Here is an 11,659-nt window from a genome sequence, read left to right on the forward strand (position 1 = left end):
AGGACGGACGGGCGTGGTCCGGAATCGAGGATTGACCTCCGCCCGAGCCGGGGCATCCTCAGTCGGGGCAAGGGGTAAACCCCTTGTCTGATCCCCCGCACGCGCCCGCGGCACCCGTCTTTCAACCGACGAGAGTGAATATGGCCGAGCCGCTGCAGGAAGTCCGCCGGCTGACCCGTCAGTACGAGGGTGACTTCGACCTGTGGCGCCTGTCGCGGGCCGCCGGTGAAGAGCTCCCGCCCCCGCCGCCGCCCGTCAACGCCTCGTAGGGCGCCTTCAGGGCGTCAATCTGATTAGTAGGCGATGGCCATGCCGAAGTCTAAACCCGGGTGCGCCGCGTACCTGATCGCGTCGGCCGTGGTAATCGGTCTTGGGTGGCTCTTGGTCTCCCTCTGCGGCGAAGAAAAAGACGTACCCGAAGCTGAGCGCAAGGCACGAGAGGCCGTCAATACCGTCATCGCCCGCATCCACCGGGAGTCGGACGCCCCGATACGGGACGACCTCAAATACTGGATGTGGTGCGAGAACCCCAAGGGAACGGGCGTCGTCGTCGGTCACCTCAACGAGGCCATGCCGCAGATAGGCTACGATTGCTGGTTGGTCGTCGGCGACGAGATACAGGCGGTCACCGGCGGCTTCGCCAAGAACGCCATACCTTCCATCGAGTTCAGCGGCGCCCCCGGCTCGATGGACGAGACGACCTTCGAGGTCACCCCGAAGTCCGGCCTCTGGATCGAAGACGTAGAAAGGCTTCTCAAACCGTTCAATTAGCCTTTCAAAGAGCACAGGGTCGGGGTGTGAAATTCAGCCAGTCTACGGACGAAAGATGAGCCCATGAGCGAGCCGCTACAGGAGGTCCGCCGGCTGACCCGTCAGTACGAGGGTGACTTCGACCTGTGGCGCCTGTCGCGGGCCGCCGGTGAAGAGCTCCCGCCCCCGCCGCCGCCCGTCCCGGAGGCCCCGCTCATCGAGGTCCGCAGCCTCTCCAAGGTCTACCGGATGGGGGAGGTGGAGGTCCGCGCCCTGGACGGGGTGGACCTGGACATCGCCGCCGGCGAGTACGTCTCCATCATGGGCCCCTCGGGGTCGGGCAAGTCCACCCTGATGAACCTCATCGGCTGCCTGGACACGCCCACGTCGGGGAGCTACAAGCTGGCCGGTGAGCTGGTTAGCGAGCTGGACGACGACCAACTGGCCGACATCCGCAACCGGCGCATCGGCTTCGTCTTCCAGACGTTCAACCTGCTGCCGCGGGCGAGCGCCCTGATCAATGTGGAGCTCCCGCTCGTCTACTCCCGCATCCCGCCGTCGGAGCGCCTGGAGCTGGCCCGGCTGGCCCTGGCGGAGGTGGACCTGGCCGACCGGATGGACCACAAGCCCAGCGAGCTCTCGGGCGGCCAGCGGCAGCGCGTGGCCATCGCCCGCGCCCTGGTCACCCGGCCCTCGATTCTGTTGGCCGACGAGCCCACGGGAAACCTGGACTCGAAAACCGGCGTAGAGATTATGCACATGTTCCGGAAGCTCCACGCCGACGGTCAGACCATCATCGTGGTCACGCACGATCTCGATGTCTCCTCGACGGGGCGCCGCATCCTCCACCTCCACGACGGCCGCCTGGTGCGGGAGGAGCAGCGGAGAACGCCGACTACCTCCCGGCTCCGCGGCCGGCGGTGAAGGGGCGCCATGGCGCTCGAAAAGAAGACCAAACGCCTGTTAATCTGGTGCGCCGCGGCCCTCCTGGCCGTCACGGCGGCGCTCATTTTCGTCTTCACCCGCCGCGAGGACCCGGAGCCCCACCTCCTCACGGCCAACGTGCTCCTGGACGAGGGCTTCCCCGACGAGGCGCTCATCGAGTACGAGGCCGTGCTGTCCCTGGACCCGACGAACTACGAGGCGGCGGAGGGGCGTCTGGCGGCCCTGGCCGGCACCTACGGCCTCGAGGCCGCGCGCAACCGCCTCATCGCCGACCGCGACGCACACCCCGACGACCCCTTCTACAGCTTCCAGCTCGCCCTGTACCACGCCCACCACCGCGACTTCTACCGGGCGCGGGAGCAGCTCGAGCAGGCGGAGCGGCTGGGGCTGTCCCGGGCCTGGCACGCCTACGGGCGGGGGCTGATCTATTCCGCCGCGGGACAGCTCGCAGACGCAGCCGAGGAGTTCACCAAGGCCATAGACATAGACCCCGGCCTGGGCTCCGGTTACGTAAACCTCGCCGACACCTGCATCGGCCTGGACAACCTGGAGAAGGCCCGGGCGATACTCTCCGAGGGGACGGAGACCTCGCCCAGGGCCGCCTACCGCCTGCGTCCACGGCTGGCCTGGCTCTCCCTGGCCGAGGGCAACGACATCCTGGCCCTGGAGCAGTTGACGAAGATTCTGCAGAGCGCCCCGAAGGTTCCGGGCTGCTTCTACGCCGCGGCGGCCATCGCCCTGTCCCTGGACCTCGGGGAGGGTTACGAGCCCGCCATCGAGCTGCCGCTGCCCGACCAGCCCGCCGTGCCGGTGGAGGGCTTCGAGGGGCTGCCGCTGGGCCAGCGGTGGGCGATTCTGGCCTGCTCGGAGGCGCTCGAGCACGACCCGCTGCCGGCGCGGGCGCACTACCACCTCGCACGGTGCCTCTACGAAGCGGGGGACTCCGAAGCCGCCGAGCGCGAGCTGGAGCTCACCGCCACCAACGGCACCCACCAGGTGCCCTACTCCACGGCGCCGGTGGAGCTCTACCGCTGGCTGGGCGGCGACGCCCTGGCCGCCGGCGATTACGTCGCCGCCCGGAACTCATACCGGACCGTCCTGGGTTCCCGGAAGGACGACCCCGACGCCCTGTACAACATCGGGCTGGCCTACGAGCGCGAGGGCGAGCCGTCCCTGGCCGCGAAGGGCTACGAGGCCGCGACCCGGGTCGCGCCCGACGACCCCCGGAGCTTCAGCGGCCTGGCCCGGATCCACATCGCCGCCGGAGACTTCTCCCGCGCCATACGGTACGCCGAGGCCGCCGCCGAACGCGACCCCGCCGGGACATCCACACAGAAGATGCTCGTCCGCGCCTACATCGCCGGGCGCTGCTTCGAGCAGGCCGACGCCGTCCTCCAGACACTCCGCCACATGGTTCCCAAGGACCCCGAGGTGGGCATCTTCACCGGCCGGCTGGCCGAGCTGCGGGGCGACCTCCAGGAGGCGGTGGACGCCTATACCGTGGTGCTCCAGTTGGGCATCCCGACCGCGACGGCGCTCGAGCTTTACTACTCCATCGCCCGGCTGTACGCCCTCGAGGCCGAGGGCGCCGACGACCGCGCCGAGAGGAAGAGGCTCGAGAACCTCTCCGCCCAGTTCGCCGCCGAGGCGGCCAACCTGAAGCTGTAACGGAACGCCACGACCGCAACGAGGTGCCGTGAGACGACCGCTGTACTTGTTTCTATTCGCGCTCCTGGCGGCCGGCTGCGACCCCCAGTCCGACAACCCACTGGGGGGCGGGCTCAACGACCGCCCGGACCAGGAAATCCTCACCCTCATCCTCGAGCCCGGCCCGGGATGGGCGGACACCGGCTACTTCGGCTACGGCAACACCGACGGAGCGCTCACCGACGCCGTGGGCCGGGTGGACGATACCCTGGTCCGCAGCCTGGTGAACTTCAAGGTGGAGGACCTGCCCGACGAGGTGACGTCGGAGAGTCTCTACCGCGCGCGGGTGGAGTACTACTACGCCGAGTCCCCCGGCGTCGCCAACTGGCGCCCCTTCTCCCAGGGCAGCCTGACGGTGGACGTGTACGCGGTCACGAGCGAGTGGGAGGACGACGAGGCCACCTGGCTGAAGCGCACCGAGGACGAGGACTGGGACGACCCCGGCGCGGACTACACCGGCCCCTTCGGCTCTTTCGTCCTCGACGAGCCCCCCTCGGGCTACGGCGAGATACGCAGTTTCGACGTGACCAACCTGGTCGCCTGGTGGCTGGACAACCCCGACGAGGAGAACGGTCTGTTATTGAAGGCCCAGGACGAGGACACCGCCCGGGTCATCAAGGAGTTCTACTCCGACGATATAGACAACTCGAGCAACCGCCCCCACCTGGTGGTCGTGTGGGAATCCTCCGTGGGGCAGAAGATGGAGGCCAGTCTGGAGGCCTGGCAGGACGTGATCATCGCGGACGACCTCTCGCAGCCCGACTCGCTGGTGTACGGCTCCGCGGCCGAGCTGCCGCTCTCGTCCGCCTTCGGTACCGGAGGGCGGCTGGTCTTCGACTTCGACCTCTCGCTCCTGCCCGCCGAGGCTACGGTCAATCTGGCCGAGCTGGAGCTCTTCTCGGATTTCCCCGGCCGCGACGGCGCGGTCGGCATCGCCGCCCACCCCCTCGAGGACGACTTCTCCGAGGGGGACGACCAGGGCGACCTGCGGCGGATGACGCTCTCCGACACCAAGGTGACCGGCCGGCTCGACCCCGCCCCGCCCGGCTACGTCAAGATAGACGTCACCCCCATCGTCCAGGACTGGATAACGGGGGAGGAGGACCAGCACGGTCTGGTGATCAAGCTGGCCACGGAGCAGGGCTACGAGGACCCCATCCGCCTGTGGACCCAGGAGGCCGTCGAGGGCCGCAGTCCCCGCCTGGTCGTCAAGTACACCCTCCCCCCGGATTTCTGGTACGACCGTGAGCCGGAGGAAGGGGCGACCTCATATTGAGCGTGGTGATTACGGTTTCTTCGGTTACATTCCTTCTAAGCGATAAACACGAGTGGTGAAGAGAAGGTAACTAGAGGTCGTTGTGTCTAACTTATTCCTAAAAATAGGTTTGTTAATCGTAGTCATGCTTGGGTGCAACCCGACGACTGATTCCAACCCTATTGAGCCCGGTGAATATCCTTTAACGGACGATGACTTCTACGACGGGTGCGCCACCGTTTCACCCGATGGAAATTGGGTTGCGTTTATCTCTCGTCGTGGTTCTACTCTTCCGGCTGTTTGGAAAATACCAACCACAGGAGGAACACCCCAGCTTGTATTTGAGGATGACAATTACCTTTTCTATTATATTGACTGGGGCCCAGATAATTCCCAAATCGTAGCTTTAGTAGCAGATTTGGAATTGTCAGATAATTACATTGTTCTTCTCAATATTATTACGGGTGATATTCAACACTTAATTCCTGTCTCTACTGTCGAAGCTTCACCATCAATTAGTCCTGATGGAAGCCTTATCGTTTATGTCGATAGCGTCGGTTTCCCTAAACATTTATATCTGTACAATATTGATTCTTCAGAAATAACTAATTTACTTTGGGATCCTAATTATTATCCTATGGCTCCTGAATGGTCACCGGATAACGAAACAATCGTTTTTACTTATTATAGTTACAACCCCTACGAACCAAATATTTGGACAATTGAAAAGGACGGCTCGGGATTGACTCAACTGACCGAAGGGCCGAACAGGTATCTGAATCCCACCTGGTCTCCCGACGGGGAAGAAATCTGTTTTGTTTCATCCGATGATCCCGAGGTTTGGGGCGAACTCTGCTCTATTCCTTCAACCGGTGGTGATGTAACGGTTTTGACGGAATCAGACTCCAACGATTATCCCTGTTACGTTCCCGGTGAAAAGGATGTGGTTTTCATTTCGAATCGCAACCACGAAAACGGTGATGTATGGCTTCTAAAACGTTAATGGCAGCCTCACTCATGCCGTTATGAACTGGATTCCGGGGAAGTCTTCCAACTGACGCACTGATCGGCGTTCTTTAGAAAAACGACATGCTCAAAAACCGCGCCATCATTCTGTTGATCCTCCTCCCCGGCCTGGCGCTGGGGTACTCCCTCTACTCCCTGGGACGGCCCGGCGAGCCGGTCCCGCCCGCCGACGCCCGCGGCATGGCCCTGGGCAACAACGCCCTCGGCCTGTGGGACCCCTACAGCCTGTCGCTCATCAACCCGGCGTCCATCGCCGGCCGGGAGTACTCCACCATCACCCTCACCACCCGGTGGGAGAACAATTTCTACCGGGTCGCGGCGGGGGACAGCGTCTACGAGGTCGTGGACCTGCCGAACATCCAGTTCACCTTCGACCTGCCGGCGGGCCTGGCCGTGGGGGCGGGGTGGCAGGAGCGGCAGAGCTGGCGGTACCTCTACTCGGAACCGCTGCACGACGGCGACGAGGAGGTGGGCACCGCCTGGGTCGAGGGGCGGGGGGCGGTGAGCGCGGCCAACCTGGCCCTGGCCTGGGCCCCCGACGAGAACCTCGGCCTCGGCATCCGCGTCAGCGGCCTGATAGGCTCCCCCACCGAGGTCTGGCGCACCGAGTTCGACGACGAGGATAACGATGAGTACACCGACACCGAGGACCGCCTGGTCACCGACGTCGTCGGCCTGACCCTGGCCGCGGGGGTGAACGCCCGGCTGGGGCAGTTCAACCTCGGCGCCTACCTCGAGTACCCCGTCCTGGGCGACGTGACGAAGATCACCGAGTCCAACTTCGGCGAGGTCTCGCGGGAGAGCGCGACCTTCGACTTCCCGGTGAACTTCGGCCTGGGCGTGGGCTGGACGCCGAGCCGGAACCTCTTGCTGGTGGGCGATTTCCGCTACGAGATGTGGAGCGGCTTCACCATTGACGGCGTGGAGCGGGGCTACGACGACACGCTGCACGCGGGGCTCGGGGTGGAGGTCATCCCCAGCCGGCGCTTCACCGACTTCTTCCTCTGGCGGATGCCCTGGCGTGTGGGTGGGTATTACGAGACGCTCTACGACTCGCCGCGGGGGACGGGCTTCTCCGAGCTCGGCGTCACGGTGGGCACCGGCGTTTTCTTCGGCGAGGAGGACGAGAGCACCATTGACCTGGCCTTCCAGTACGCCCGGCGGGGCAACCTCGACGAGAACGGGCTCGAGGAAGAGATCTTCCGCCTCTCGGTGAGCTTCAACGGCTCGGACAACTGGTGGTAGGCGTAGGTTGACCAACCGGCCGGTGGAAATTCAATCCCCCTTTTCTGCGTAGGGGCGGGTGTCCACACCCGCCCGTTTTTCCGCCGATGCGCGCCGAAATGTAGGGCGGGGATTTCAATTCCCGCCGCGGCGGCCCGCAGAGGGGCCGCCCTACATCCCGCCTATTGCGATGACGTAGGGGCCGACATGCGGTCGGCCCGTTTTTAATAAGGTAGCCCTCACCCTTAATCCCTCTCCCACATGGAGAGGGAAAATACGGCCAGTAGCACACCCTGGCGCACCCGTTGCCGCCCTCTCCCACTGGGAGAGGGAAAATACTCCGCCCCTACTCCGACAGGGTCACGTCCCCGTTGGTCCTGTATCCCCGGCGGACCTTCCCCCGGATCATCAGGTCCTCGCCCACCTGCTCGTAGGTCACGTCCGCCAGCCTGTGGGCGTCTATCATGCGCTCGACGCCGCGACCGCCGATGGGTCCCGGAGCCTTGACGCCGCCGATGAGCACCGGGGCGATGAAGGCCACGACTTCATCCACCAGCCCGGCCTCGAAGAGGCTGCCGGCCACCCCCCCGCCGCCCTCGACCAGGACCGTCACGATGTCCAGCTCGGCCAGCCTCCGCATCAGCCCCGTCATGTCCACGCGCACCGGGGTGCCCTGGATGACCTCCACCCGGGCCCCGGCCCCCTCCAGCGAAGTGATCCGCGTCAGGCTGGCCTTGGGCGACACGGCGACGATGGTGCGCGGGCTCTGTGTGATGGTGCGGCCCCGCGTCGGCATCCGTCCCTTCGAATCCACGATGACCTTCTGCGGGTGCCGCACGTCGGGGAAGTCCACCCGCACGTCCAGGCGCGGGTCGTCGGCCAGCACCGTGCGGATGCCGATGAGCACCGCGTCGGTGTAGTTGCGGAAGTGGTGCACCATCCGCCGCGACTCGAGCCCGGTCACCCAGCGGCTGTCGCCCGTGGAGGTGGCTATCTTGCCGTCCAGGCTCGCCGCCATCTTCACCGTCACGTAGGGCAGGCCCCGGGTGATGAACTTGACGTAGGGGGTGTTGAGCTTTTCCGCTTTCTTCTTCAGGCAGCCGACCCCGACCTCGATTCCCGCCGACCGCAGCGCCTCCAGGCCCCGGCAGTGCACCTCGGGGTTGGGGTCCTCCATGGCGGCGACCACCCGTCCGATTCCGGCCTCGATGATGGAGTCCACGCAGGGCGGGGTGCGGCCGTGGGTGCAGCAGGGTTCGAGGGTGGAGTAGAGTGTCGCGCCTTTCGCCTCGCCGCCGGCGTCCTTCAGGGCCAGGACCTCGGCGTGGGGCTCCCCGGCGCGCCGGTGCCAGCCCTCGCCCACGGTTTCCCCGTCCTTGACCACCACCGCGCCCACCAGGGGGTTGGGCGAAGTGCGGCCGTAGGCCTGGGCCGCGAGCTCCAGGGCCCGCTCCATGTGGCGCCGGTCCAGGGCGGTGAAACGTGGGGACAACTTTGCTCCGCGGGAGTGGTTGTGGACGGGGGAGGAGGATAGCAGGTGCGCCGGTGCGCGTCAAGGTATACGGCGGATGGGGGCTTTTTTATTCTCCCTCCCCCCTCTGGGGGGCGGCGCGCCGACGGGTCGGGGTGAGGGTTGCCGCTATCCCCTCTCCCTTTTAGGGAGAGGGCTAGGGTGAGGGTCGGGGTTGGTAGGTGAAAAGGCGGGCGGGTGTGGACACCCGCCCCTACGGCCGCACATCGCTAATCAAATCCGTAGGGGCGAGAAGTCCACGGTCGCCCGCGGGCCGACCTGAACGGCGCGCCGACGGTCGGCCCCTACGTCATCGCAAATACGGGGCGCGGCCCGGGCGTGAACGCGGCGGGGTTATGAAACACCGCCCTACATTGGGTTGTATGACGGTCAACGACGCAACGGGCGGGTGTGGACACCCGCCCCTACGGGGGGACCTGCGGGGCATCGGGCGGAGCGTCACGACCCGGCCCCCGCCACTATCCGGGAAAAATTGGCGGCGATGAGCTCCCCCGTTTTCCCCGATCGCTCGGGGTGGAACTGCGTCCCCCACAGCGGCCGCGTCCGGTGTCGGATGACCTCCACCGCGCACCAGTCCGAGGTGGCCAGCACGTCGAAGTGCCGCGTCAGCCCTTCGTCCGCCGACACGTGCTCGAAGTGCGACTTGAAAGCGGTGAAAGTTTTCGTAAACCCGGCCAGGAGCGTGTCGGTGCGCGTGACGCGGATTTCGGCGTCGGCTTCGAAGAACGCCTTCTTGACCACCCGGGCGCCCCAGGCGTGGGCCAGCGTCTGGTGCCCGTAGCAGATGCCCAGGAGCGGCTTCTGCGTCTCCCGGTAGAGGGCGTAGAGGATTTCGGGGGCCGGGTCGCGGGTGATGAGCTTCGTCGAGCCGGTCACCACCGCCGCGTCCTCGGCGAAGCGGGGCGAGGCCAGCGCGTCCACGTGGACCGTAGCGACGCGGAAGAAGGGCTCCAGCATCGCCAGGTAGACCGGGATGCAGGGGTCGTCGGCGTCGAGGCAGGCGTTTACGAGGAGTAGCGAGGGTTTTTCGGCGGGCATGGCGCCAAGTATACGGGCCCGGCCGGCGCAGTCAACGGTTTTTTCGCGCCGGGGGCGCGGTGGTGGTAAATCGGGCGGGCGGGTCAGGAGATCCGCCCCTACATCATCGCAATCGCGCCGACGGGCTAGGGTGAGGGTCGGGGCCGGGAACGTAGAGGCGGCGGGGTTAGGTATCTGCGCCCGAAGGGAAAACCCCGCCCTACGTCATCGCAATTCGCGGCGGCCCGCGGAGGGGCCGCCCTACGTCATCGCATGGGTGAAAGCGGGGGAAGGAATTCCCCGCACTACGAATAGAATCGTGCGATTTTCCATAGATGACGGCCGCGGGCGGTCGCACGTATCACTTGACAATATGACTCGTCGGTAATATGATTGAAGGGTAAATTAACCGGGGGCGGCAGATGGTCGAAAAAACGATGCGCACCGCGGGCCTGGACCGCGCGCTGGATCTCCTCGGCGCCCTGGCCGTCGAGACGCGCCTGAGGCTCCTGTTGCGCCTGAGCCGGGGCGAACGCTGCGTCTGCGAGCTCTACCCCGGCGTCGGCGAGCAGTCCAACGTCAGCCGCCACCTGGCCCGGCTGAAGGAGTTGGGCGTCGTCGCCTGCCGCATCGAAGGCCCCCGGCGGATGTACCGCATCACGGACTACCGGGTGCCGGCGATTCTGCGCGCCCTCGACCTCGCGACGGCCTCCCCCCTCGACTCCGACGGCGATTTCCAGCTATGAAAAACCGCACGATGTTCATTTTAATGCTGGCCGTCTTCCTGGCCTTCTACCTCATGCCCTTCGCGTCGGGGCGTGTGGAAGGCGCCGCCGGAGAAGCGGTGGCGATGGCCTCGGAGTACGCCCGCGAGCACGTCCTGTTCTGCCTGATTCCGGCGTTTTTCATCGCCGGGGCGGTGGGCGTGTTCGTGTCCGGCGGAGCGGTGCTGCGCTACCTGGGCCACGGCGCGAACCGGGTCGTGGCCTACGGCGTGGCGAGCGTCTCCGGGGCGGTGCTGGCCGTGTGCTCCTGCACCGTCCTGCCGCTCTTCGCCGGCATCTACAAGCGCGGGGCTGGAATCGGGCCCGCGGCGACATTCCTCTACGCCGGTCCGGCCGTCAACGTCATGGCGGTCATCCTCACCGCGGCGGTTCTGGGGCCGACCCTGGGCATCGCCCGGGCGGTCGGCGCCATCGTGTTCAGCGTGGTCATCGGCCTGACCATGTCGGCCATATTCCGGCGCTCCGAACAGAAGCGCGCGGCGGAGGCCCTCGCGGAACCCGTGGATACCGCGCCGCGGCGCAGGCCCTGGCAGGACGGCATCTACTTCCTCACCATGATCGCCCTGCTGGTCTTCGTCAACTGGGGCAACCCGGGCGGCGGGGGGTTGGGCCGCTGGCTCCACGAAAACCGCTTCTGGGTCGGCGGCGGGTTCCTGCTCATCCTGGCAATCCAGCTCCGGCGCTGGTTCAAGCGGGACGAGCTGCGGGAGTGGGGCGCCAGGAGCTGGGAGTTCGCCCGGCAGATTCTCCCCCTCCTCTTCGCGGGCGTTCTGGTGGCCGGGTTCCTCCTGGGACGACCCGGGCACGAGGGGCTCATCCCGTCGCGCTGGATCGAGGGCGCGCTGGGCGGCAACTCGCTGGCGGCCAACTTTTTCGCCTCGGTCGCCGGCGCGCTCATGTACTTCGCCACGCTCACCGAGGTGCCCATCCTCCAGGGGCTTTTGGGCGCGGGGATGGGCGGCGGACCGGCCCTGGCCCTGCTTCTGGCCGGACCGGCCCTCTCCCTGCCGAACATGCTGGTCATCCGTTCCGTCCTGGGCACGAAAAAAACCGCCGTCTACGTCGGTCTGGTGGTGGTGCTTTCCACCCTGGCGGGCTGGCTCTTCGGCTTCATCTATCCGACCGTCAATTAAGGAGACACATGCGTCAGTTGAAGATATACGGCGCGGGATGCGCCCGGTGCGGCCGGCTCTACCAGAACTGCCTCGAAGCCTTGGAGGCCGCCGGGGAGCAGGGAATCGTGCTCAAGGAGGAGGACATCGTGAAAATTTCCGTCGCCAAGGTGATGTTCACCCCGGCGCTGGAGATTGATGGGAAGCTCGTGAGCGAGGGGAAGCTTCTGACGGTGGAGCAGATCGTGGAGAAGCTGCGCGGTACGGCGTAGTGTATTTCGGCGGGCGGGTGTGGAGACCCGCCCCT

12 protein-coding genes are annotated in these 11,659 nt (G+C 66.0%); 10 read left to right on the plus strand and 2 right to left on the minus strand.

Going from position 1 to position 11,659, the window contains the following annotated elements:
• Positions 1 to 140: 140 nt before the first annotated feature.
• The 7 genes from VM054_08415 to VM054_08445 all read left to right on the plus strand — a co-directional run bounded on the left by VM054_08415 (position 141) and on the right by VM054_08445 (position 6,928).
• A complete protein-coding gene (locus tag VM054_08415; protein ID HUT99085.1) occupies positions 141 to 269 on the plus strand; it encodes a hypothetical protein in 129 nt (42 codons plus the stop codon).
• A 40-nt stretch (positions 270 to 309) separates the two neighbouring features.
• Entirely contained in the window at positions 310 to 771 is a 462-nt protein-coding gene (locus tag VM054_08420; GenBank protein ID HUT99086.1) for a hypothetical protein, read from the plus strand.
• Between the two features lie 228 nt (positions 772 to 999).
• Positions 1,000 to 1,674 (plus strand): ABC transporter ATP-binding protein, encoded by a 675-nt coding sequence (locus VM054_08425; protein HUT99087.1) that lies wholly within the window; start codon positions 1,000 to 1,002, stop codon positions 1,672 to 1,674.
• A gap of 9 nt (positions 1,675 to 1,683) precedes the next feature.
• Positions 1,684 to 3,363 (plus strand): tetratricopeptide repeat protein, encoded by a 1,680-nt coding sequence (locus VM054_08430; GenBank protein ID HUT99088.1) that lies wholly within the window; start codon positions 1,684 to 1,686, stop codon positions 3,361 to 3,363.
• A gap of 28 nt (positions 3,364 to 3,391) precedes the next feature.
• Positions 3,392 to 4,678 carry a DNRLRE domain-containing protein gene (locus tag VM054_08435; GenBank protein ID HUT99089.1) on the plus strand — a complete coding sequence of 429 codons (1,287 nt, stop codon included), beginning with the start codon at positions 3,392 to 3,394 and terminating at the stop codon, positions 4,676 to 4,678.
• 82 nt (positions 4,679 to 4,760) lie between these two features.
• Complete coding sequence (locus tag VM054_08440) at positions 4,761 to 5,660, plus strand: hypothetical protein (GenBank protein ID HUT99090.1); 900 nt, start codon at positions 4,761 to 4,763, stop codon at positions 5,658 to 5,660.
• Positions 5,661 to 5,746: 86 nt separating this feature from the next.
• Positions 5,747 to 6,928, plus strand: coding sequence for a hypothetical protein (locus tag VM054_08445; protein HUT99091.1), 1,182 nt, complete (start codon positions 5,747 to 5,749; stop codon positions 6,926 to 6,928).
• Positions 6,929 to 7,253: 325 nt separating this feature from the next.
• Here the strand turns inward: VM054_08445 and ribD are convergent, their stop codons facing one another.
• Positions 7,254 to 8,399, minus strand: a complete 1,146-nt coding sequence (ribD, locus tag VM054_08450; protein HUT99092.1) for a bifunctional diaminohydroxyphosphoribosylaminopyrimidine deaminase/5-amino-6-(5-phosphoribosylamino)uracil reductase RibD — start codon at positions 8,397 to 8,399, stop codon at positions 7,254 to 7,256.
• A 477-nt stretch (positions 8,400 to 8,876) separates the two neighbouring features.
• The gene (locus VM054_08455) at positions 8,877 to 9,476 is read right to left on the minus strand and encodes a gamma-glutamyl-gamma-aminobutyrate hydrolase family protein (GenBank protein HUT99093.1); all 600 of its coding nucleotides are present in this window, start codon (positions 9,474 to 9,476) and stop codon (positions 8,877 to 8,879) included.
• A 401-nt stretch (positions 9,477 to 9,877) separates the two neighbouring features.
• On the opposite strand from VM054_08455, the gene VM054_08460 reads away from it, so the two are divergent.
• From VM054_08460 to VM054_08470, 3 genes are read left to right on the plus strand one after another with little or no spacing between them, the layout of a single operon-like run.
• The gene (locus VM054_08460) at positions 9,878 to 10,201 is read left to right on the plus strand and encodes a helix-turn-helix domain-containing protein (protein HUT99094.1); all 324 of its coding nucleotides are present in this window, start codon (positions 9,878 to 9,880) and stop codon (positions 10,199 to 10,201) included.
• On the plus strand, positions 10,198 to 11,373 hold the full coding sequence (locus VM054_08465) for a permease (GenBank protein HUT99095.1): 1,176 nt from the start codon (positions 10,198 to 10,200) through the stop codon (positions 11,371 to 11,373). Before VM054_08460 ends, VM054_08465 begins: the two co-directional genes overlap by 4 nt.
• 8 nt (positions 11,374 to 11,381) lie before the next feature.
• Positions 11,382 to 11,624: a thioredoxin family protein gene (locus tag VM054_08470; protein ID HUT99096.1), complete on the plus strand. Its 243-nt coding sequence runs from the start codon at positions 11,382 to 11,384 to the stop codon at positions 11,622 to 11,624.
• Positions 11,625 to 11,659: the final 35 nt, after the last annotated feature.

This window comes from bacterium (assembly GCA_035528375.1).
In the GTDB taxonomy this organism is placed as follows: Bacteria; RBG-13-66-14; RBG-13-66-14; order RBG-13-66-14; family RBG-13-66-14; genus RBG-13-66-14.

Excerpts from the sequence above, each read along its gene's own strand:
- VM054_08415 (HUT99085.1), top strand. The coding sequence starts at position 141 with ATGGCCGAGCCGCTGCAGGAAGTCCGCCGGCTGACCCGTCAGTACGAG.
- VM054_08420 (HUT99086.1), top strand. The coding sequence starts at position 310 with ATGCCGAAGTCTAAACCCGGGTGCGCCGCGTACCTGATCGCGTCGGCC.
- VM054_08425 (HUT99087.1), top strand. The coding sequence starts at position 1,000 with ATGGGGGAGGTGGAGGTCCGCGCCCTGGACGGGGTGGACCTGGACATC.
- VM054_08430 (HUT99088.1), top strand. The coding sequence starts at position 1,684 with ATGGCGCTCGAAAAGAAGACCAAACGCCTGTTAATCTGGTGCGCCGCG.
- VM054_08445 (HUT99091.1), top strand. The coding sequence starts at position 5,747 with ATGCTCAAAAACCGCGCCATCATTCTGTTGATCCTCCTCCCCGGCCTG.
- VM054_08455 (HUT99093.1), bottom strand. The coding sequence starts at position 9,476 with ATGCCCGCCGAAAAACCCTCGCTACTCCTCGTAAACGCCTGCCTCGAC.
- VM054_08460 (HUT99094.1), top strand. The coding sequence starts at position 9,878 with ATGGTCGAAAAAACGATGCGCACCGCGGGCCTGGACCGCGCGCTGGAT.
- VM054_08465 (HUT99095.1), top strand. The coding sequence starts at position 10,198 with ATGAAAAACCGCACGATGTTCATTTTAATGCTGGCCGTCTTCCTGGCC.
- VM054_08470 (HUT99096.1), top strand. The coding sequence starts at position 11,382 with ATGCGTCAGTTGAAGATATACGGCGCGGGATGCGCCCGGTGCGGCCGG.